The sequence below is a fragment of the Gayadomonas joobiniege G7 genome (genome assembly GCF_000300815.1).
Classification (GTDB): Bacteria; Pseudomonadota; Gammaproteobacteria; order Enterobacterales; family Alteromonadaceae; genus Catenovulum; species Catenovulum joobiniege.
On the sequence record NZ_AMRX01000001.1, the window covers coordinates 159,847 to 182,376 of the forward strand.

Annotated in this window: 23 protein-coding genes; 5 read left to right on the forward strand and 18 right to left on the reverse strand. The window is 42.2% G+C overall.

Annotation, left to right across the window (positions count from 1 at the left end; translation table 11 throughout):
* Positions 1 to 10 precede the first annotated feature (10 nt).
* From hflX to C727_RS0100865, 7 genes are read right to left on the reverse strand one after another with little or no spacing between them, the layout of a single operon-like run.
* Entirely contained in the window at positions 11 to 1,297 is a 1,287-nt protein-coding gene (gene hflX, locus C727_RS0100835; RefSeq protein WP_017443722.1) for a ribosome rescue GTPase HflX, read from the reverse strand.
* Positions 1,298 to 1,320: 23 nt separating this feature from the next.
* Entirely contained in the window at positions 1,321 to 1,587 is a 267-nt protein-coding gene (gene hfq / locus C727_RS0100840) for an RNA chaperone Hfq (protein ID WP_017443723.1), read from the reverse strand.
* A gap of 51 nt (positions 1,588 to 1,638) precedes the next feature.
* Positions 1,639 to 2,544 (reverse strand): tRNA (adenosine(37)-N6)-dimethylallyltransferase MiaA, encoded by a 906-nt coding sequence (gene miaA / locus C727_RS0100845; protein ID WP_202803555.1) that lies wholly within the window; start codon positions 2,542 to 2,544, stop codon positions 1,639 to 1,641.
* A 34-nt stretch (positions 2,545 to 2,578) separates the two neighbouring features.
* Positions 2,579 to 4,498, reverse strand: a complete 1,920-nt coding sequence (gene mutL, locus C727_RS17740; protein WP_017443725.1) for a DNA mismatch repair endonuclease MutL — start codon at positions 4,496 to 4,498, stop codon at positions 2,579 to 2,581.
* A complete protein-coding gene (locus C727_RS0100855) occupies positions 4,498 to 5,820 on the reverse strand; it encodes an N-acetylmuramoyl-L-alanine amidase (RefSeq protein ID WP_017443726.1) in 1,323 nt (440 codons plus the stop codon). The genes mutL and C727_RS0100855 overlap by 1 nt, the downstream gene beginning before the upstream one ends.
* Positions 5,817 to 6,272 (reverse strand): tRNA (adenosine(37)-N6)-threonylcarbamoyltransferase complex ATPase subunit type 1 TsaE, encoded by a 456-nt coding sequence (gene tsaE / locus C727_RS0100860; RefSeq protein WP_017443727.1) that lies wholly within the window; start codon positions 6,270 to 6,272, stop codon positions 5,817 to 5,819. Before tsaE ends, C727_RS0100855 begins: the two co-directional genes overlap by 4 nt.
* A complete protein-coding gene (locus tag C727_RS0100865; RefSeq protein WP_017443728.1) occupies positions 6,269 to 7,774 on the reverse strand; it encodes a bifunctional ADP-dependent NAD(P)H-hydrate dehydratase/NAD(P)H-hydrate epimerase in 1,506 nt (501 codons plus the stop codon). The genes tsaE and C727_RS0100865 overlap by 4 nt, the downstream gene beginning before the upstream one ends.
* 79 nt (positions 7,775 to 7,853) lie before the next feature.
* On the opposite strand from C727_RS0100865, the gene queG reads away from it, so the two are divergent.
* The 4 genes from queG to C727_RS0100885 all read left to right on the forward strand — a co-directional run bounded on the left by queG (position 7,854) and on the right by C727_RS0100885 (position 12,231).
* On the forward strand, positions 7,854 to 8,990 hold the full coding sequence (gene queG, locus C727_RS0100870) for a tRNA epoxyqueuosine(34) reductase QueG (protein WP_017443729.1): 1,137 nt from the start codon (positions 7,854 to 7,856) through the stop codon (positions 8,988 to 8,990).
* Positions 8,991 to 9,182: 192 nt separating this feature from the next.
* Positions 9,183 to 9,623: a cyanase gene (cynS, locus tag C727_RS0100875; protein ID WP_017443730.1), complete on the forward strand. Its 441-nt coding sequence runs from the start codon at positions 9,183 to 9,185 to the stop codon at positions 9,621 to 9,623.
* A 44-nt stretch (positions 9,624 to 9,667) separates the two neighbouring features.
* Positions 9,668 to 10,477: a formate/nitrite transporter family protein gene (locus C727_RS0100880; protein WP_017443731.1), complete on the forward strand. Its 810-nt coding sequence runs from the start codon at positions 9,668 to 9,670 to the stop codon at positions 10,475 to 10,477.
* A gap of 17 nt (positions 10,478 to 10,494) precedes the next feature.
* The gene (locus tag C727_RS0100885; protein ID WP_017443732.1) at positions 10,495 to 12,231 is read left to right on the forward strand and encodes a bifunctional protein-serine/threonine kinase/phosphatase; all 1,737 of its coding nucleotides are present in this window, start codon (positions 10,495 to 10,497) and stop codon (positions 12,229 to 12,231) included.
* Here C727_RS0100885 and ilvN read toward each other — a convergent pair.
* Together ilvN and C727_RS0100895 are read right to left on the reverse strand one after the other, a co-directional pair.
* Positions 12,228 to 12,725 carry an acetolactate synthase small subunit gene (ilvN, locus tag C727_RS0100890; protein ID WP_017443733.1) on the reverse strand — a complete coding sequence of 166 codons (498 nt, stop codon included), beginning with the start codon at positions 12,723 to 12,725 and terminating at the stop codon, positions 12,228 to 12,230. The genes C727_RS0100885 and ilvN overlap by 4 nt on opposite strands.
* Positions 12,725 to 14,443, reverse strand: a complete 1,719-nt coding sequence (locus tag C727_RS0100895; protein ID WP_017443734.1) for an acetolactate synthase 3 large subunit — start codon at positions 14,441 to 14,443, stop codon at positions 12,725 to 12,727. The genes ilvN and C727_RS0100895 overlap by 1 nt, the downstream gene beginning before the upstream one ends.
* 189 nt (positions 14,444 to 14,632) lie before the next feature.
* Here C727_RS0100895 and C727_RS17745 point away from each other — a divergent pair, with 189 nt between their 5' ends.
* Positions 14,633 to 16,435, forward strand: a complete 1,803-nt coding sequence (locus C727_RS17745; protein ID WP_017443735.1) for a GGDEF domain-containing protein — start codon at positions 14,633 to 14,635, stop codon at positions 16,433 to 16,435.
* Here C727_RS17745 and amrA read toward each other — a convergent pair.
* From amrA to C727_RS0100950, 9 genes are all read right to left on the reverse strand, one after another.
* Entirely contained in the window at positions 16,401 to 16,985 is a 585-nt protein-coding gene (amrA, locus tag C727_RS18930) for an AmmeMemoRadiSam system protein A (RefSeq protein WP_017443736.1), read from the reverse strand. The genes C727_RS17745 and amrA overlap by 35 nt on opposite strands.
* Before the next feature lie 107 nt (positions 16,986 to 17,092).
* Positions 17,093 to 17,476: a MaoP family protein gene (locus C727_RS0100915; protein ID WP_017443737.1), complete on the reverse strand. Its 384-nt coding sequence runs from the start codon at positions 17,474 to 17,476 to the stop codon at positions 17,093 to 17,095.
* 115 nt (positions 17,477 to 17,591) lie between these two features.
* Positions 17,592 to 17,939, reverse strand: coding sequence for a response regulator transcription factor (locus C727_RS0100920; RefSeq protein ID WP_017443738.1), 348 nt, complete (start codon positions 17,937 to 17,939; stop codon positions 17,592 to 17,594).
* The gene (locus C727_RS0100925) at positions 17,939 to 18,535 is read right to left on the reverse strand and encodes an SCO family protein (protein WP_017443739.1); all 597 of its coding nucleotides are present in this window, start codon (positions 18,533 to 18,535) and stop codon (positions 17,939 to 17,941) included. Before C727_RS0100925 ends, C727_RS0100920 begins: the two co-directional genes overlap by 1 nt.
* Positions 18,532 to 19,470, reverse strand: a complete 939-nt coding sequence (gene cyoE, locus C727_RS0100930; protein ID WP_420196309.1) for a heme o synthase — start codon at positions 19,468 to 19,470, stop codon at positions 18,532 to 18,534. The genes C727_RS0100925 and cyoE overlap by 4 nt, the downstream gene beginning before the upstream one ends.
* Positions 19,431 to 20,435, reverse strand: a complete 1,005-nt coding sequence (locus C727_RS0100935; protein WP_017443741.1) for a COX15/CtaA family protein — start codon at positions 20,433 to 20,435, stop codon at positions 19,431 to 19,433. The genes cyoE and C727_RS0100935 overlap by 40 nt, the downstream gene beginning before the upstream one ends.
* Positions 20,435 to 20,941 carry a hypothetical protein gene (locus C727_RS0100940; RefSeq protein WP_017443742.1) on the reverse strand — a complete coding sequence of 169 codons (507 nt, stop codon included), beginning with the start codon at positions 20,939 to 20,941 and terminating at the stop codon, positions 20,435 to 20,437. The genes C727_RS0100935 and C727_RS0100940 overlap by 1 nt, the downstream gene beginning before the upstream one ends.
* Positions 20,931 to 21,638, reverse strand: coding sequence for an SURF1 family protein (locus C727_RS0100945; protein ID WP_017443743.1), 708 nt, complete (start codon positions 21,636 to 21,638; stop codon positions 20,931 to 20,933). Before C727_RS0100945 ends, C727_RS0100940 begins: the two co-directional genes overlap by 11 nt.
* Positions 21,639 to 22,523 (reverse strand): cytochrome c oxidase subunit 3, encoded by an 885-nt coding sequence (locus C727_RS0100950; RefSeq protein ID WP_017443744.1) that lies wholly within the window; start codon positions 22,521 to 22,523, stop codon positions 21,639 to 21,641.
* Positions 22,524 to 22,530: the final 7 nt, after the last annotated feature.

A 22,530-nucleotide genomic window follows, 5' to 3' on the forward strand; every position in this document is an offset into this window, starting at 1 on the left:
TCCAACTAAATCAATGAATTATGAATGCTTCTAATTGGTTATTGTGTTGCTTATTTAAGCGATTCCAATCCTCGCTCTGCATTCGCACATCAATTAACCAATCGCCAATCTCACTATAGGATTCATTTTTTATGCAATCTAACGCATAAAATATGCCTCGCCATTGTTGTTCACTTTGAGGTATTGCCAATTGATATTCAACCATTTGGCGAGCCAACCGCTCTTGCAATGCATCTAGCAGCAATTGGCAACCTTCTCCTGTTTGTGCAGATAACCAAACCCGCACAATATTACCCTCGTCATCTCTATCAACATGCGGTCGAACCCCATCCAGCTGATCGATTTTGTTATAAACGAGGATCTGCGGAATATCGTCCGCTTCAATTTCTTCGAGCACTCGGGTGACTGATTCAATGTTCTCAGCTCGGCGCTCATCAGATGCGTCTATTACGTGTAATTGAATATCTGCGTCACGCGTTTCTTGTAAGGTTGCTTTAAACGCTGCCACCAAATCATGCGGCAAATGGCGAATAAAACCAACAGTGTCGGCAAAAATGACATCGCCAACTTCTCCAAGCGAAAGCTTTCGCAACGTCGGGTCTAATGTTGCAAACAATTGGTCAGCTGCATACACGTCGGCTTCGGTTAAACGATTAAATAACGTCGATTTGCCCGCATTGGTATAACCGACCAGAGAAATCGTCGGCGTATCTGATCGTTTACGAGCCCGTCGCCCTTGATCTCGTTGTTTTTCAACCTTTTCTAAACGACGTTGAATATTTTTGATCCGCCCTCGAATTAAACGGCGATCGGTTTCCAGCTGAGTTTCACCCGGCCCACGTAAACCTATACCACCTTTTTGCCGTTCAAGGTGAGTCCAACCACGAACTAAGCGAGTTGAAATGTGCTTTAACTGAGCCAGTTCAACTTGCAAATTACCCTCATGCGTACGAGCTCTTTGGGCAAATATATCTAAAATTAAGGTGGTTCTATCTAACACCCTACATTTAAACAATGCTTCCAGACTCTTTTCCTGCGATGGGCTTAATGCGTGATTAAAAATGACAACATTAGCTTCTAGCGCGACCACAGTCTGCTGAATTTCTTCAGCTTTACCTGTACCAACAAAATATTTGGGATCAGGTTTACCTCGTGACGCCGTCACCACAGCTAGAGTATTCACTCCCGCTGAAGACGCTAACATCTTTAATTCGTCTAAGTCTTCTCTGGCGATTTCGTCGTCCAGATCAACATGTACTAATATGGCCTGCTCGCCTGCTTTGTATCTATCAAACAAGCGTCAGACTCCTAAAACAAAAATTACTGTTGTTCAATCTCGTTTTCGTTACTGTAATTGGTTGGTTGCGCATTTGGGTTAGTTTGAAAGGGTCGTGCCGGTACCACAGTTGAAATCGCGTGTTTATATACCATCTGGCTGACCGTGTTTTTTAACAAAATGACAAATTGGTCAAAAGACTCTATCTGTCCCTGAAGTTTTATACCATTTACTAGATAAATTGACACTGGAATACGTTCACGACGCAGTGCATTTAAAAATGGGTCTTGTAATGATTGTCCTTTGGCCATGTTCGGCTCCTTATTGTTTTTTTACCAGCATTCTAGACTGTTAAATTTCTTTTAACTAGCAGTATTTTCTTTAATGAGTGCTAAAGCACGATTTATCAACCCTGATGATTCACTATCAAGCCAATTAATATTTGGCCACCCCCGCAACCACGTCATTTGACGCTTGGCCAGTTGCCGAGTTGCCACTATGCCTCGAAAGGTCATTTCATCATAGTTTGATTTTTTTTCAAGATAATCCCACATTTGGCGATACCCTACACATCTGATAGAGGGTAAATCTGCATTTAGATCACCTCTTTGATAGAGTTTTAACACCTCAGCTTCAAATCCTTGCGCCAACATTTGCCGAAAACGTTGCTCTATACGCTGATGCAACACGGCTCTGTCTTGCGGCCCTATCGCCAGCTGCATAACTGGATAAGGAAATACACTATCCTGTCCTGCTGTCAGCTCGCTCATAGTTTGGCCACTGATGCGATAAACTTCAAGTGCCCGATTGATTCTTTGTGGATCATTCGGGTGAATTTTTGCTGCCGACTGAGGGTCAATAGCTGCCAATTGTGCATGTAATCCAGTCCAACCACAGATTTCTGCCTCTTGAGCTAACTCAGACCGTACCTTTGCATCAGCCGCAGGTAATGGTGATAAACCTTCTAATAAAGCTTTAAAATACAACATTGTACCGCCAACTAACAAGGGCGTTTTACCACGTGCATGAATTTGTTCAATCAGCTTTAATGCGTCAAGTCTAAAATCCGCAGCCGAATATGTTTGCGCGGGATCAAGAATATCAATTAAATGATGAGGCACTAAAGACCGCTCTTGCTCGCTCGGTTTGGCTGTACCTATATCCATACCCCGGTATACGAGTGCCGAATCAACACTGATAATTTCACACGGGATACGTTCACTAATAGCAAGTGCTAACGCCGTTTTTCCCGACGCTGTCGGCCCCATTAAACATAAAGTTTGTTTATTCTTTAATTTCAATTCAACTATCCAACCACTGATTTAAATCCATTTTAACGCTATTTTGCTGCAAATACGTTTGCAACTGCGATTCGGCTTGCTCAGAAACATCATTCAACCATAAACTAAAGTGCTGAGGCTGAGTAATTAGCTCAGGTGCAACCGCCTGGCTCAGTGCGTTTAGCCAATTATGACTATTCAATTGCTCGTTTTGTTCACTGATCTTTCGCAAAAGCTTAAAAATAATAGAGTTTATCTGAAAATCTTTGACTACTGCCGGAATTTTTTGCACCACCAGCTTATTGCTCGGCGATATTTTTACAGCAAATCCCAGCGCTTCAAACTGGTCGCGATGCGTTTTTAACAATTCAATTTCTGCATTTTCAACTGAGATAGCAACAGGCAACAATAGAGGTTGACTGACAATACCAGTGGCTAAACTGCGACTCAACTTGTTTTTTGCCAAAAACTCACAGCAAGGCAATGCAGCCGTTGCATGTAAATGTCCTTGGTAGTTAAAGAGTAACCATTTTTCTTGCACCAAAGTTAAATATAGCCAATCTTTATCGCTAGCCGTGTTGGAGTTATACCCAGTTTGTTTTGCTTGAGGTAAAACCGAAGATGGTTTAATAAGCTGCCCGTATAAATGGCTCGATTGCGCCTGTGTATCGGTTTGTCCTGTTTTTGCGCGCGCTGCGCTAACACCTGTTAAGTGCTTTTGGCCCGGAAAAAGAGTGCTAATAGCATGTACTGGACGACTCTCTGGAACTTGTTCAGCTTTGCTTTTTTGATATTCATTGCTGGCTTTTTGCGGCGGGTGTTTGTAACAACTAACCTGATCGTTAACTAGATCAGGACTGGTCTCGCGATCCTTAGTATTTGCCATATCAACAGTGTCAGCAATGCTTGGCTGAGCATACTCATTTTGTGCTGCCACCTGAATATCATCTTGCTCTAATGTTTCTGCTAATACCCGATAAACATAATCATGTACCATGCGTGCTTGGTGAAAACGAACTTCATGTTTGGCTGGGTGTACATTCACATCAACCTGGCTAGGATCTAACGTTAAATATAATACAAATGCTGGATACTGCTCATTGGCTAACTTATCAGAAAACGCTTGACGAATGGCGTGATTAAGCAATTTATCACGCATCATTCGACCATTGACGTAGGTATATTGTAAATCAGCTTGGTTTCGTGCCGCACGCCGACTGCCAAGCCAGCCGGAAAGTTCTAAACCGTCATAACTGGCGTTTATTTTCAACGAGTTTTGTAAAAAGTGAGCACCACAAATCGCTTTAATACGCTTGTCTTGAGCTTGGCTGTCACTTGCTGGCATATATTGACGGACTAATTGTCCATTGTGACTTAGTCTAAACTGGATGTTAAAACAACTTAGCGCAATGCGTCGGATCACCTCATCAATATGACTAAATTCAGTTTTTTCAGTACGTAAAAAACGCCGTCGAGCAGGGGTATTAAAAAATAGATCTGCAACTTCGACAGTCGTTCCCTGCGGGTGTGCAGCAGCCCTAACCTCGACAGTCATCTCACGACCTTCCGCGGAAGCTGCATAGGCACAGTTTTGATCAGCCGTACAAGATGTAAGCGTTAGCCGAGCAACTGAACTAATACTGGCTAACGCTTCACCACGAAAGCCCAAACTCATAATTTTATCGAGGTCGCTTAAATCACTAATTTTTGATGTTGCATGGCGAGATAATGCTAACGCCAATTCAGCTTGGGCGATGCCAACACCATTGTCTCGAACTTTAATCAAACGGCTACCACCACCTTCAATCTCAAGCTCAATTTTAGTCGCACCCGCATCTAAGCTATTTTCTACCAATTCTTTGACCACAGAAGCAGGTCGCTCGACCACTTCACCGGCAGCTATCTGATTGGCAAGTTGTGCAGAAAGTATTTTTATGGGCATTAGGGTATTTTAAGCACTTGGCCAACTTTTAACAAATCTGATGTTAGCTGATTATTTGATTTAAGGGCCGCCACTGAAGTTGAATATCGTTTGGCAATACGCGACAACGATTCACCACGTTTAACCACATGCTGCTGTGATTTTTGTTGGCTGGCATGCCAAGTACCTGCAATGGGATAATCGGTAAAATAACTATCAATGGCTTTTGTAATGGCTTTTGCTAACTTAGTTTGATGCTCATGCTGGCTTAATAAACGCTCCTCTGATGGATTTGACATAAACCCAGTTTCTACCAGCAGAGAGGGTATATCTGGAGATTTTAAAACGCCCAAACTAGCCGCTTGTGGTGTCGACTTATGCATACGAGTAACTTTTGACATGGCTTCAACCATCTTTTCACTGAGCAAATAGCTACTTGAGATGCTATGGTCCATCGACATTTCTAACAAAGCATGAGCAAGATATTTTTCGCTTTTTTTATCTTGAATAATACGTCCAGCGCCCCCTAATAATTCTGCCTGCTGCTCTGTTTGCTCTATCCAACGACCAATTTCTGTATTCGCGCGGCGCATTGACAAAATCCAAACGGATCCGCCTCTAGGTTGTGGACTAGTGAAAGCATCCGCATGAATTGAAATTAATAAATCTGCTTTTTTTTGCCGCGCTATTTCAGAACGTTTATTAACATGCACATAATAGTCACCTTCACGGGTTAATACAGCCCTCATCCCAGGCGTATTATCAATATAGTCTTTTACCTTTTGGGCAATTTGAAACGTAACAACTTTTTCGTATAAGCCAGAGGGGCCAATCGAGCCTGGATCTTCTCCCCCATGGCCAGCATCCACGGCAATAATCAGATCACGAAGCGGATTGGCGCTGATACTTTCTGGTGGCTTCGCCGATATTGAAGCTTGTGCATCTTTTAAATCCACCACCAAACGGTTGCCGTACTGCCCCACTGGCGGCAGTGCAAAAATTCCCGCTTGTAGACTTTTATTTAAATCTAAAACAACCCGAGTTGAATTTTTGTATTCAGGCGAGCTATAACGCAAGCGTTTAAGCAAATCACCTTTTGCTTTAACCGAAGTTAATTTAATGCTGCGGTTGGTGTGGCGCAGATCAATCACCAAACGATCAGGATTGCTTAGAAAAAAATAGCTATATTCGGGTTTATCACTAAGATCAAATACCACTCGGGTACTATCTGGTGACGGCCAAATACGAACACTTTCTATTTTATTGGCAGCAAACACTGGCGCAATCAAAGCGCTTAAAGTCAATATCGTTGCAATAAATTTAGTTAAAATAGTCTGTTTCATTCAAGTGCGTTTAATATTTTTTGTCCAATTTCTGTACCTGCCACTAAGGTGACAACCCGTTGGTTGTTATCATGCATTAATTCAACATGTATATCTGCTTGTGGCAACCATCCAGCTCCTTTATCAGGCCACTCGATCAAGGTGATACTTTTTGCGGTAAAATATTCCTCAATGCCAATAAACTCCAGCTCCTCTGGAGAGCTCAATCGGTACAAATCAAAATGATATATTTCGATATCTGCAAATTGATAAGGTTCCACTAAAGTATAAGTCGGAGATTTTACATTGCCGTCAAACCCCAAACCCTGAATAAAACCACGCGAAAATGTTGTTTTGCCGGCACCTAAATCACCTGTTAAAAAAATAACGAGCGGCGCTTGGCTGACTCTACTGAGCTGACTGGCATATTGCACAGTTTGTTCGCTACTCTCTAATCTTTTTATAATCTTCATTCTATGTCTACCGCTTGGTTTAAAAGCTGCCGAACAAACGGCAATAAATCACTGGCAATCATGCCTCTTTGACCTTTCCTAGCCGCTAAATCACCCGCTTTAGCGTGGACACAAACCGCTATCTCAGCCGCTCGCTGTAAACTAAATTTTTGTCCTAATAAAGCAATACAAATGCCGGCTAGCAAATCGCCCATGCCACCAGCAGCCATACCTGGGTTGCCTAATGTACAGATTGCACTGTTATATTCATTGCTAACGATGCTGCCCGCACCTTTTAAAATGCAAACGCCTCCATAGCGCGCTTGGATTTCGCTGGCAACATCAAATCGACTTTGCTGCACTCGAGCTGTGGTCAATTTTAATAACCGACCTGCTTCCCCCGGATGCGGTGTTAATATCCAATTGTGCTGCTTTTGTGGATTGGCTGCAAGCCAGTTGAGAGCATCTGCATCAACGACCTTAGCTTGTGGCAAACCACAAATATATTGCATCAAGCCGTTTGCAAAGCCACCTGTATTTAAACCAGGTCCAATTAAGATGCAATCTGCCTGCTCAATTTGTTTTTTAACCTGCGGTGTCAGGCCGTTAGCCGCCAGCACCATTAACTCGGGTTGCCCACCCGCCACCAGCCCATAGTTGTCTGGATGAGTCAGCACCGTGACTGTGCCCGCACCAGCTCTTAATGCGCCGAGCGCAGCTAAACGAATAGCCCCAGACATACCTTTGTCACCACCGATACATAAAACTCGCCCAAAATCCCCTTTATGGCTGTTGGCAGCCCGTGCTGGAATGCTTTGTTTAAGTTGATTAAAGTCTAAACGATGAAAATAACTCCGGTTATACCTAACAACTTCATCTTGCACGTCCAAACCAGCGAAGTGTATCTGGCCAACATAGTCTTTAGCATCACCGGTCAACAAGCCAGGTTTAACCGCCAGAAAAGTAACTGTGTGGCTTGCTTTTAATGTCCCTGTCACTGCATAACCATTGTTTGCGTTTAACCCACTTGGAATATCCGCACTTACGACACAAGTGGCCGCTTGGTTCACCCGCTTTAAAATATCTCGCCATTCGTCACTAAATTCGTATTTAAAACCTATTCCACAAACTGCATCTAACACTATTTCAAATTGCGAAAAATCTGCATCATTGGGGTTCGCCCACTGTCCGCCAGATGACAGATCGGCATAGGCTTGCCCAGCAGCCCCTTGCCAATTGGCACAACCTGGCATTGGTAATAAGGTGACTCGCCAACCCGCCATTAGCGCTAATTGCGCCACAGCCAAACCATCCCCCGCGTTATTGCCTTTTCCCAATAAAATAGCTAATTGTTTATGTGGTGCCTGACATGCACAAATAACCTCAAATAGCGCCACCGCCGCTTTTTTCATTAACTGGTATAAATCAACTTGATTATTTTGCTGCATCATTTTTTCAGCATGCGCAACTTGAGCAGCGGTAAATAAGCGTTCTGGTAAGTTTTGGGTACTATGTAGAAGCATCTTAATTCAATATTAATCAATCACATTTAAGGTTATAATACGTTAAATTTACGACCAGTTCAGCCGAAATCAAATAAGCATGCCGTTAAGTGATAAACAGTTAGAAAAACTGGCCAAACAAATTAAACAATGGGCACTCAGTCTGGGCTTTCAGCAAGTTGGCATTAGTGATCTAGACTTAACTGAGCATGAAGCCGCTCTACAAAACTGGCTAGATAAAGGCTACCATGGCGAGATGGATTATATGGCGCGCCATGGTACGCTCAGAACCCGACCTGCAGAACTGCATCCGGGTAGCGTACGCTGTATCAGCGTACGAATGGATTACCTCCCCCCCAAAGCCGGCTTTGCCAAAACTTTAAAAAATCCACATAAGGCCTATATTAGCCGTTATGCATTAGGTCGTGACTATCATAAAACGCTACGTAATAAACTAAAAAAACTGGGCCAAATCATCGAACAGCAAACCGAATTAAATATAGGTTTTCGCCCCTTTGTTGATTCAGCGCCTATTTTAGAGCGGCCTCTGGCAGTGAAAGCCGGCCTAGGTTGGACAGGTAAGCATAGTTTAGTATTAGATGCCGAATCAGGTAGCTGGTTTTTTTTAGGTGAACTTTTAATTAATCTACCACTACCAGTTGATCATCCCAAAACAGACCAATGCGGAAGCTGCGTTGCTTGCATGACCATTTGCCCCACTAATGCGATTGTTGAGCCGTATCAAGTAGACGCCAATAAATGTATCAGCTATTTAACAATAGAATACAAAGGCAGTATTCCGCTGGCTTATCGCAAGGCGATCGGCAATCGAATATACGGTTGTGACGACTGCCAGTTGATCTGTCCATGGAACCGGTTTGCTAAGGTCACTAGTGAAGGTGACTTTAGCCCTCGCCAACAAATCGACCAAGCTGATTTATTAAGCCTTTGGCAGTGGTCAGAGCAGACATTTTTAAACAATACCCAAGGCTCTGCCATCCGCCGCATAGGTTATCGCTTTTGGCAGCGTAATTTAGCGGTTGCTATGGGCAATGCGCCTGCTTCCGACGCGCTTTTAACAGCATTAAAGGCGCGCTTACCCCAAGTTTCTGATGATGTGCTGTTAAGCGAGCATATTGAATGGGCGATTAAAGAACAACAAGCCGGTTTTCAACAAAATAATAAAACCCGACGTTTGATAAAAGCAGTTGAAAAAGGCCTGCCACGCGACGCTTGAACACTTTTACCGCTTTTACGCTGTCGAAAGCGACCTTTACCCACTTTCGATTTTGGCACTTCTTTTGCACTATCCCTAACGACCATTATTAAAACTATCTTTGGTGCACCAATAATGGTACTAAAATTACCACTTAACGGTATTAATCATCTAATTAAGCACCACAAGGGTGCATTGGATAAGGACGCTAACATGAATAAAGAAACTATGACGGATTTAATTGTACAAAAAAAGCTGGCTAAAGGGCTCAGCTGGGAGAAAATCGCCAATGATTTAGGTTTTTCGCCGGTATGGTTAACATCAGCCTGTTTGGGTATGAACAGCGCCCCAAAAGAAAAAGCAGCTAAAATCACTGCCTACTTAGATTTACCAGATGCTGTGACAGAAGCGCTGATCGCTTACCCAACTAAAATATGGGACCAAGCGGTGCCAACGGACCCGCTTATTTATCGTCTATACGAAGTTGTGGGGGTTTACGGGGATACCTTAAAAGAAGTCATCCAAGAAAAATTTGGCGACGGGATTATGAGTGCAATCGACTTTTCAATGGAAGTCGACAAAATTGAAGATCCTAAAGGCGATCGTGTTTTGCTCACCTTAAACGGTAAGTTTTTACCCTACAAATCTTGGTAAATATTCATTCTTTTATTCTAACATCCACTGAAGAGGACTGAGTTATGTCTTATTTAGCACCCGCCGAATTTGCCACAAAAATGGTAGATGCCGGTGAATCTAAAATATTTATGTCGACTAAAGACACTTTAATCCGTGCTTTTATGGCGGGCGCCATTTTAGCTTTAGCTGCCGTTTTTGCGGTTACCATTGCCGTGCAAACCGGTAGTTTTTTATTGGGAGCCATCTTATTTCCTGTCGGTTTTTGCATGTTGTACCTTATGGGATTTGACCTGCTAACGGGTGTTTTTGTATTGGCTCCGCTGGCTTGGTTAGATAAAAGAGCTGGTGTCACAATTAGTGGTATTTTACGCAACTGGGGATTGGTTTTTGTTGGTAACTTTGCAGGTGCTCTCACGGTTGCCTTTATGATGTCTTTTATTTTTACCTATGGTTATAACGTTGACGCGGGTGTCATTGGAGAGAAGATTGCTGGCATTGGTGAAGCGCGAACTCTAGGTTACGCAGAGCATGGTTTTGCCGGTTGGATGACGATTTTTATCCGCGGCATGTTATGTAACTGGATGGTTTCTATGGGTGTTGTTGGCGCTATGATCTCAACCAATGTCAGCGGCAAGGTCATTGCCATGTGGATGCCGATATTTTTGTTCTTTTTCATGGGTTTTGAGCATTCGGTTGTGAATATGTTTTTGTTCCCATTCGGTATCATTATGGGCGGGGAATTTTCAGTTGCAGATTATCTTATTTGGAACGAAATACCAACGGCGCTAGGTAACCTAGTCGGTGGTCTTGCGTTTACAGGCTTAACCCTGTATTCAACTCACGTGCGAACTTCACCTAAACGCAGTCGTTAATAAACAAAGGTATGGGTATGCAAGCATTAAAAGTGAGTATTGGGCAATACTCTGAACAGGGTAAAAAAAGCCTCAACCAAGATAGTATTAATGCGCATCACCCAGATGGCTGGACGTTAGATATTAAAGGGGTTGCTTTAGCCATTGCCGATGGCATCAGCCCCAGTCCTCATAGCCATCAGGCAAGCGAAATTGCCGTTAAGAATTTTATTAGTGATTATTATAGTACGCCAGAGAGCTGGACCGTAAAAACCGCGGGTTTAAAAGTCTGCCAAGCGCTTAATCGGTGGTTATACAACCAAACCATGCAAGGTGCGGGTCGTTACAATAAAGAAAAGGGCTATGTTTGCACCTTCAGTGGTTTAGTTTTAAAAAACCAAACAGCGCATGTTTTTCATATTGGTGACTCTCGCATTTACCACATTAGTAAAACTGGTATTGAGCAGTTAAGTAAAGATCATAGGATTTGGACCAGTGCCAATCATAGCTATTTATCTCAAGCCCTTGGTATAGAACCACAAGCTGAATTTGAATATTTTAGTTGCCGTATTGAACGAGGTGATATTTTATTGTTGGTTACCGACGGTGTGTACGAATATTTACCAATGGCTGAGATTTCAAATGAACTTAAACGGGATCCTCGTAATTTAAATCAGTTAGCTAAACGTTTATGTAAAACCGCATTGGCGCGAGGCAGTAAAGACAACTTAAGCCTGCAAATTGCGCGCATTGATCAACTGCCCGAGCAATTACATTGGCAACTACAAAAAGATGTTGAACAGCTCCCCATATTAAAGCAGTTGGCGGCTGGTCAACAAGTTGATCAATACCGATTGATCCGGCAGCTCCATCACAGCAGTCGCAGCCAGGTGTTTCTTGCCCAAGATACCGATAAAAAATACTATGCAATTAAATTCCCTAGTGGCGAAAGTGCTCAAAACCCCGAGTTTTTGAGTAAACTATTAACCGAAGAGTGGGTCGCACGCCGCATCAATAGTGTTCATGTTGTAAATAGCCCACCTCAATCCACTGCAAAAAGCGCGCTCTACGTAGTGACTGAATACGCCGGCAACCAGACGCTGGCTCAATGGGCAGTTGATAATCCAACCCCATCGTTAACTCTGGTCAGGGACATTTTACAGCAGCTGTGTAAGGGGCTGTATGCTTTTCACCGTAAAGACATGTTACACCAGGATATACGGCCGGAAAATATTATCATCGATGAAGACGGCACCATTAAAATTGCTGATTTTGGTTCTGTTTATATTCAAGGTATCGGCGAGTTAGAAAACAGTCCACCAGCAACATATCTGCAGGGCACAGCTTTATATAGTGCTCCAGAATATTTTTTAGGTGAACAAGGCAGTACAAGCTCGGATCTTTTTTCTATCGCAGTACTTGCGTATTATCTATTAACAGGCCAGTATCCGTACGGTAATAAGGTGGCAAGATGCAAATCATTAGCTTCTCAAAGGGCATTGAGCTACACAGATATTCGCCATTACCGAGAAGATATTCCCAATTGGGTAGACAAAACACTCGCACGCGCTTTGGCCGTGCAACCCAATCTTAGATATGATAGTTTGTTTGAGTTTTTACAAGACTTAAACCGACCCAACCCAAGCTATTTAAAACCGCAAAAATTACCGCTAATACAGCGTAATCCAATGGCTTTTTGGCAAGGGTTAAGTGGTATTTTAATAATCGTCTGTGGTTATTTAGCCTGGTTATTACACCAGGCCGGCTGTGTTTAAAAACGCAGTGATTTTTCGCCACGTGATAAGCCTGTGACCCCAGTTCGAGAGACTTCAATAATTTCAGCTTCGCTGCGGACTGCTTCAATAAAAGCGTCTAACTTACTGGTTGTGCCAACAATTTGAACGACATAAGTAGAAGTAGATACATCGACAATTTGCGCTCTGAAAATATCACTTAAGCCTTTTATTTCGGCTCGAGTGCTTAAGCTATCGACTTTAATTTTAATCAGCATTAATTCACGCTCGATATGCTCCCCTTCAGTGATATCCTGAATTTTAAGCACATCGATAAGCTTATTTACTTGTTTGGTGATCTGTTCAATAACCTTATCATCACCTTCTGTGATCACTGTTAAGCGCGACAGAGTTTCATCATCCGTTGGTGCAACGGTCAAACTTTCGATATTGTAACCACGCTGCGAAAATAAACCGACAATGCGGGATAAAGCACCAGGCTCATTTTCTAATAATACAGACAAGATTCTTCTCATTAGGTACGCTCCGTCTTGCTTAGTAACATTTCGTCCATTGCACCAAACTTAATTTGCATTGGGTATACATGCTCGTTTTGATCAACCAGGATGTCCATAAATACCACTCTGTCTTCCATCGCAAAACATTTTTCCATCGCGGCATCGAGTTCAGCTGGGTCAGAAACTCTAATACCCACATGACCGTAAGCTTCCGCTAGTGCGACAAAATCAGGCAAAGATTCCATGTAAGAATGACTGTGGCGCCCTCCATAAATGAGATCCTGCCACTGTCTAACCATACCTAACGCCTGGTTATTTAGTGAAATCACTTTAACTGGGATGTTGTATTGTAAACAAGTCGAAAGTTCTTGAATATTCATTTGAATGCTACCATCACCCGTAATACAAACAGCAATACTATCAGGTAGTGCAACTTTCGCGCCCATTGCCGCCGGTAAACCAAACCCCATAGTGCCTAAACCGCCAGAGTTAATCCAACGTCGAGGTTTGTCAAATGGATAATATAGGGCGGCAAACATTTGGTGTTGGCCGACATCAGAACAGACATAAGCTTCACCATTGGTGTGTTTGTATAAAGCCTCGACCACTTGCTGGGGTTTAATTGTTTGCGCTGATTTTTCATAGGCCAAACAATTTCTTTCTCGCCACGTATCGATTTGCATCCACCAATCCGATAAATTTTGTGGTTCAAAATTTTCACTCTTGCTATCAAGCAGCGACATCATGTCATTAACCACTTGCTCAACAGAGCCAACAATAGGCACATCCGCACTAATGGTTTTTGAAATTGAAGCCGGATCTATATCAACATGCAAGATGGTTGCATTCGGGCAGAACTTTTTAACATTATTAGTCACCCTGTCATCAAATCTGGCACCCAGAGCTAAAATAACGTCGGCATGGTGCATGGTATTATTTGCTTCCAAAGTCCCATGCATGCCTAGCATACCTAAACATTGTTTGTGAGTTCCAGGGAATGCACCCAACCCCATTAAAGTATTGGTAACGGGTAAATTGAGTCGTTCAGCAAATGCCGTAATTAACTCACTACAATTAGCCGCTATGGCACCACCACCTAAATAAAGTACAGGTTGTTTCCCTGCTAACAATATTTGCAGGGCCTTTTTTATTTGCCCTCTATGCCCTTTTACATGAGGGTTATAGGAGCGCATCTGTACGGATTCAGGAAACACATACGGGTGTTGTTCTTTCGGGTTAACAATATCTTTTGGAATATCAACAACTACAGGGCCCGGTCGGCCAGTCGCGGCAATATGATAAGCTTTTGCAATAGTAGCCGGAATATCTTCGGCACGTTTTACCAAAAAGCTGTGTTTAACCACAGGTCGTGAGCAGCCCACCATATCGCACTCTTGGAACGCATCTTCACCTATTAAGCTTGTGGCGACCTGACCTGATAAAACAACCATAGGAATCGAATCCATATAAGCCGTAGCGATTCCGGTAATAGTATTGGTTGCGCCCGGGCCTGACGTGACTAACACAGTACCAACTTTACCTGTTGCCCGCGCATAACCATCCGCCATATGAGCCGCAGCTTGCTCATGGCGCACTAAAATATGCTCTATACCTTCAGCTTCAAATAAAGCATCATAAATATCCAGAACAGCACCGCCCGGATAACCAAAAATATGTTTTACACCCACCTGGGTAAGAGCCCGCACGACCATATCGGCACCAGACATCATTTCCACGATAGATTTCCCCTAAAATTTAAGTTTATCGGCAAGGATACCAATTTTAGAACAATATAAAAAATGGATTGTTTAATTATTCCTAAAAAATACTCGATAAACGCAAAAAACTAAATGACTCCATGTCATTAATCATTCACATTACAAATATAAAATAATTATTTTAAAGCTGTTGTTGGTGTATTTATTATGTTTGATTCGAGTGTTTCAATATTGTCTGTTGTTGATGTGATCCGCACCACACAAATAGAAACTCACTTTCAAGCAATTTATAACTTGTCCAATAATCAGATATTAGGCTATGAAGCCCTCACCCGTGGACCCGCACAGAGTTCGTTGCGCTCACCGATTGAGCTTTTTAACCAAGCACAATTATGTGGTTGTCTGAACGACTTAGAAGCTATCTGTGTAGAAAGTGCGTTAAAAAACTATGCAAGGTTAAAGTTAACACACAAACTTTTTATTAACCTAAGCCCAGAATTTTTAGTCACTCAACCTGATTGTTTAAACTTTTTTAAAAGCCTATTTAAGCGCTTCCAAATAGCGGGTGAAAAAATTGTCATTGAGATCACTGAGCAAAATCCAGCTGAACAATTGACTGATTTAACCCATATTATAGCTCGTTTACGCACACTAGGTATTCAGTTTGCCATCGATGATTTAGGGGCTGGTTTTTCTGGCCTGATTCAATGGTCACAAATACGACCTGATATCATCAAAATTGATCGCCATTTTGCACGAGGGTGTGAGCAAGATAGTACAAAACAAACCTTCTTACGTGCCCTGTTAGAGCTTGCCAATAACACCCACGCACTTACCATAGTAGAGGGCATAGAAACAGAGCAAGAGCTCACTTGTATTCGTCGTTTAGGGATTCATTTTGCTCAAGGTTTCTTGTTGTGCAAACCGTGCGCCGAACCAAAACTTACCACACCTTTGGCCTTGCAATGTCAACCTGAGTTGCCCACACCCGCAGTATTTAATAATGAAACGGTCGTTCACTTGTTAGAACCTGTTGAGGGCGCTCAATGGCAAACGACTACTGGACAGATATTGAAACGCTTTCGGGATGACAAAACCTTGTTCACAATTCCAATTCTAGAGCAAGACAAGGTCATTGGAATTATTACGCGAGAAGAGCTAATGGAGCGTTTTTCACTTCCTTTAAGTTTAGCTTTGTACGAGAACAAACCCATTAGTCAGATTATGCGCAGTAATTTTGTCGCGGTTGAACATAACTGTCCCATTGATAAACTCAGCCTTATTGTCACCGATGAAAGTCGACCTGAAGCCCGTATACCTATAGTCATTTTACAAAACAATTGCTATTTAGGTTTGGTATCTATCCGCTCGTTATTAAAACGAATGACGTTGGCTAAAATTGAACGCGCACAACATAGCAATCCATTATCGAATTTACCTGGTAATGTACCAATAGAAAAAGAACTAGATGCGTTGTTGGCACGCCGTCAGAACTTTCACTTTGCATATATAGATTTAAATCACTTTAAAGCTTATAACGATCACTATGGTTATGCCAAAGGTGATCAAGTGATTTTAATGCTAGCTAACCTTTTACAAGATATTTGCCCAGCCAATAGCTGTTTTGTCGGTCATATTGGCGGTGATGATTTTGTAGTTATTTTTTATCAGAACAATTACGGTGAATTACTCAACCAAATCATGCAAAACTTTAATAAACGAATCGATGCATTTTTTAGCGAAGAAGATAAACAAAAACAAGGTTATTATGGTCACACAAGAAGTGGTGAAGAAGCATTTTACCCACTGATAAGCCTTGCTATCGGTGTCGTTTCTCCTGATATCCATTGTTGTCAATCACACCACCATGTTGCAGAGCTTGCCACTGATGCAAAAAAACAGGCTAAAAAAATGCAACCTGGCGAGATTTTCTTCTGCCGTCGAAAAATACCTACCAGCCTATTTGCTTACCCTGCTAAACAGCAAGATCCCCTGCAACTTCAAGGGTAGTGAAAGTAAATGCTTTCATCGCTGATGTCCAACCGTGTTCAGGCCAGTTGGCTTTCTCTTTAAGCGCGGCCAAAAAATCACTCGAATTTTTATAAAACTGCCATTGGCATGGCAAAAAACTAGCCTGCAATTGGCCGTAACGAATATTTAAACCGGGTTTGTGCTGTTGCAAATAGGCGACTAATTCGTCCTCACTGTTGACACAGATTGCTTTTAATGGAGACAGGATAGCAACCTTATAAGAGAGGTGGGCACGCTCATCAACTTTAATCGCATCAAATCTAGGATCTTTAAAAGCCGCCGAGTAGGCTGTATCAGCAAGATGATAGTCGAGTCGATAGCCGGCAACAGCTGAACCATAACAGCCACGTAAAGTACCTTGATTGAGCAGCCAAATATAACAAGCATAAGCGTTTTGTAATTCGGTGTTGTTGGTTAGCTGATAATCAGGGATCCGTTGGCCATTATGGTCAAGGGCATAGTTAAGGGTATCGGAGACAATTCCCCGTATGGCTTGCTCAACGGCAAAGCTGTTTAGTCTCTCTAACATAAGATGCTGTAACCCTAGTTTGACGGAGCAAATATCAACCTAACATATTCTGGCAACTAAGCAAAGGCTGAGATTTTAACTTACCCAGCCAAATTTTTTTATTTGTTTTAATCATCACTCCCTATACTGGTGGCGAGCTCTGTATCGTCGTCAACTTCAATAGCATCGTCTTCGTCACTCGTATAGGTTGCTTTTTTATTACCGTACAAACTACCGAGTTTTGGTCGATTGAGCCGAGATTGATATTTTAACCAAGCTTTTTCAGGAACGGTTTGAGGTTCCACACGCCCCTGCATCACAGCAATAATACGGTCATCCTCTTCATCTGAAGGCTCTATTTCGCCCTTGTATAGAGCATTAAACAAGTTGCCGTAGGCAGACAAAGCTTCCGATTCTCGGATTGAAAAATCGCCCGAGCGGCGAAATCCATAAGGATAATTTTTAGGGTCGTCATAAATACGCGCTAACAATTGTTGTTTTGTTTTAGACATTTTTAACCTCTCAACAGACAATAGTATCAAAACGCTTCAGGGGATCCTGAATATACGATCTGACTTTTAACCCTAAACTTGGACTCTGTCAAAATAAAACTGTATGAATTTTTATTTACCGTATTAAATCGAGCAAATAATCCGGGTTAAAAGGTTTATTAATACATTCATCCACACCCGCTTCGAACGCAGCTTGCTGAACCGCTTTGCTATTAAAAAAGCTAATGCAGATTATCTTTGGTCGAGTGGTTTGAGTTTGCACGATTGAATCAACAAACGATTCAACGGGCATTTCTACCGCATGGAGATCAAAAATAATAACGCTAAACGAGTTTTCTGCCGCATACGATAATGCAGATCCAGCCGTTTGATGCAAAACAAAATCGACTTTATGTTCGTTAAATAAGGTTTGATACAAATCCGACATAAGCGGATCCGGCTCAACAATTAATAAATTTTGCATTACAAAGTATTCTTTAAATATTTCACAACCGCGGGCAATTGACTTAAATCGACACTGGGCGGGACACCGCCTGCATCAGGTTTTAGCATGGCTCTGATCCGTCCATCCGGTCCAATTATCACCAAACTGGCCGAATGATTGATTAAATAATCATCACCTTCACCATGCATGGCATACACTAACCCTAAATTTCTAGTAAATGGCAATAAATCTTTGTGAGGCGCACGCAAGGCAACAAATTCAGGATTAAAAAACTCTATGTAAGCTTTCAGCCGTGCTGGGGTATCTCTGCTCGGATCTGCGGTCAACAAAAGCACCTGAACCTTTTCGTCGATTTTTTTAAGCTCTGGGTAAACCCGGTTTAAATCAGTTAAGGTCGTTGGACAAATGTCGGGACAAAAAGTAAAGCCCAGAAATAAGATACTCCAATGTCCTTTTAATGATTGATTGTCGAAAGTATTTTCATGATGATCCATCACGGTAAACGCTTGTAATGTTTTACCTTCCGGATAAACAAGAAGATTATCAAAACTCGTTTTATTCGGCTGACAGCCGACAAGGACAAACAAACAGATACCAATTAAAAGTCTTTTCATAACATGAAATGGTCCAACAACATAACAACAAATACCCATAATAAATGCCAAACAGAAAATTTAAACATTTTATACGCCAATAATGGCCTATCAAACCATTTAAGGCGAACTGCGTAAATAATAAAATAGAGATTCAAAAAACCGACCATAACAGCATAAAACGATGAAAATAATCCATTTAACCAAGGTAATAAAGACACCAAAAGCAATAAAACGGTATAAGATAAAATCATAGTTTTAGTAAATTCAATGCCGTGGGTCACTGGTAACATAGGAACATTCGCATTTTTATATTCGTTTTTGCGGTGAATCGCTAACGCCCAAAAATGTGGTGGTGTCCAAGTAAAAATAATTAAAACTAATAATAAAGCATTAGGTGCCACTTCGCCTGTAACCGAGGTCCATCCTAGGAGAGGCGGCATTGCGCCCGCCAAGCCACCAATGACAATATTTTGTGGGGTATACCGCTTTAAAAATACCGTATATACCAGGGCATAACCCAATAACGATGCAAAGGTTAACCAAGCGGTAAGTGGGTTTACAAAATAATAAAGTAAGGCAAATCCCAACAATGCCAGCATACTAGCAAAAGTCACCGCTTGGCCTTGTTCCACCCGGCCTTTAGCCACAGGTCGCATATAGGTTCTAGCCATTTTCTGGTCAATGTTTCGATCTAAAACGTGATTAAAACAAGCCGCTGAACCAGACAATAAAGCAATACCGGTAAAAGCCCAAAATATGAGTTGCCAATCTGGCAACCTGGTTTGCGCCACTAGCATGCCGACTAAAGCTGTTAACAGGATTAGCGCAACAACTTTAGGTTTGGTCAGCTCAAAATAATCTCGCCAATGTAACTGAGCCGTTTTATAACTGGGTAAAAGAGGTATTCTAAAACTCATACTGTCTGCCTCCGGTAGTATAAACTCAGCACTAATGTGGCGAGCAATAACAAAGCGACTGCGTTATGTAACACAGCTACCGCTAATGGTAATGCCAACACAACATTGGCAATGCCTAACGATACTTGAATGGCCAATAGCCCCATCCCAACCTGCGCGATTAAACGTAAAAGTTGTGGTTTATGCGGCAATGCTAGGCGACCAAACCACAAGAGTAAAAAAATAAAAGTTAATACAGCGCCAAAGCGATGGAAAATATGTATGGTTGCACGTGCCTCATAAGATAACACGCCATACTGATAACTCTGAGCTTCTGGCGGTAACGAAAAGGCCTCTGATATCTGTAAATTATCCTTCCAGTTGCCTTCACAAATCGGCAATTGAGTGCAAGCGGTCGCGGCGTAGTTGGCCGCAGTCCAACCGCCCAGCGCAATCTGAACCACTAGCAGCACCAGAGCTAACCAAGCAAACGACGGCAATGTTTTTTTAACCGCTGAATTCAAATGCGGTTGTTGCTCAGCCGGTTTGACTAAACGCCGCTCAAGCAGCAGTAGTAAAATCACTATGCTAAAGCCTCCTAATAAATGGCCCATCACGACGAGTGGCATCAACATAAGCGTCACTGTCCACATCCCTAACAAAGCTTGGAAAACAACCAGTGCAAATAACAATAGCGTATGTCGCAAAATCTTTAGGTTAAATTGATTTTTTTGCTGTGATTGCCGTCGCCACGCAAGCGTTAATAAAGCAGTAATAAACATACCTAATGCGCCGGCGAAATACCTGTGGATCATTTCATTCCATGCTTTATCCACTTCTATCGGCTGCTCTGGAAAACGAGCTTGGGCGGTTGCAATCTGAGTGTCGTGCGGAACTTTTAAATGACCATAACAGCCCGGCCAATCAGGGCAACCCAAACCAGCTTCAGTTAAACGAGTATAAGCCCCTAAGATCACAACAGCCAAAGACAACAGCAAAGCTAACCTTGTTAATTTAAGCATTAACCCACCTTTGATAGTTTTAACAAGCGTCGTAAATCGGACAATACTTGTTTAGCCGTTGAAATAACCTCTTTTTGATCGCTTGGTACCGGGTATTTCAGCATCACAAACCCTAAAGGATCACTGATATACAAATAGTCCTGCATGAGCTTACGGCCAAAAGTTTTTAGTTCAACAACCTCAGTTTGTGTTGGGATATTTTGATTCGTTAGCAAGGTTAAACGTGCTTGTTCACGCCCTAGTGCCACTTTAACTTGCTGCATTAAATAGGCAGCCTGTTGGCAATGGCTGCAATGTTTATCGCTGGCATAAATCAGCAGCCAACTTTGTTTTAAAGGCGCGGGCCATTGACTACGATCTAATTCTAAAACGGGTTGTAATAAGGTTCCTTGATTGGTTTTAGCACTATTGAACCAACCAGCTTGTTTAGCAATGATCGCCATAATAAAAGGCACTAAAAAACAAGCAACTAGCGCAATCATTGACATTTTTTGTTTAGCCAGCATGTTTACCCCGCGTGTTGACAGCCCAAAGACTAACAATTAACCAAGCACAAGCAATTAAGATCCATTGCAGTGCATATGCAAAATGACGATCAGGCGTCATTTGATTCACTTGATATTTTCTATTTTGCAGCCCTGTGTCCGCTTTATCTGGATAAAAAACAAAGTTAGATAATGGCTTATTTTGATGTTTTTGCACTAGCGCTATATCTGGCTCACCAATAAGTGTCCAACCCTGGCGCTGCTCAACGAGCGCGCGAATAAAAGGGTTATCCGCAGGTTTAGTGAGCACACCTGTAACCTCCCAGCTGCGTGCTTCTTCTGCAATAAAACCCTCTGGCAAACGATGTTGATTTAATGGCAACCAACCTAATCGAACCAAAATATTTTGTTGTGGCTGACCAACTTGTGCTATTTGCCAAACATCTACGCCAAGCCTTTGTTGATTTAGCATATTGTCTTGTAACCAAACTGAACTTTGCGACCGTTTTGCAAGCTTCAACGTCAAACGCACATGGGCAAGCTCTGCACCAGTCGCGGACAACTTTGCTAAATCATTCGTATGACTCACATTAGCTATGGTTTGGGCTCTTTGTGCTTTATCTAGACCTCTAAACAATTGCCAACTTGCCAGACTAAAAAATAATCCAGTGATTACTATAATAAATACCAATGTCCAAATTCGACCTTTTATCTGCATTTACAAAACATAAACAAACAAAAACAAACACAACCAAACTATATCGACAAAGTGCCAATACCAACTAGCCGCTAAAAAAGCAAAATGATTCTCCGAACTAAAGTGTCCGCGTACAATCCTCAACCACATGACCAATAAAAAGAGGGTGCCCAAAGTCACGTGTAAACCATGAAATCCGGTTAACATAAAAAAGGTATTACCATAAACGCCAGAGCTTAACGTAAGCCCTAAATCCTGATAGGCATGTATATACTCTTCAACTTGTAAAAATAAAAAGCCAATACCGAGTAAAATAGTGATAAATAACATGCTGCTAAGTTGTTTTCGATTGCCTTTTTTAAGTCCCAGATCAGCAAAATGAATAGTGACGGAGGAAGTTAACAAAATCACTGTATTAATGAGCGGCAATCCCCAGTAGCCCATCGCTTGTGTTTTGGTACCGTCTGGTGTTTCGGTTAACGGCCATTGAGGCACAAAGTCAGGCCATAATACGGCGTGTGTCATTGCATTGTTACTATCCCCACCTAACCATGGCACTGCAATCACACGTAAATACAAAAGTGCGCCAAAAAAAGCGGCAAAAAACATTATTTCTGAAAAGATAAACCACAACATGCCTTGCCGATACGAGATGCCCAGTTGCCGATTATGTAATCCGCTACGGCTTTCATTGATCTGATCTTTAAACCAACCAGCGAGCATGATAAATAGCACCAGAACGCCAGCAATTAACAGCAAACTGCCCCACTGGCTTGCTTGAGGATCTTGCAAGTCGGCAACCATGTGACCCGCGCCGAAAGCAATTAAAAAAAACGCACAAGCACCGACAATCGGCCATGGACTCTGCGCTGGTACATAATATTGACTCTTATCTTGTTGTGACATAGTCTTC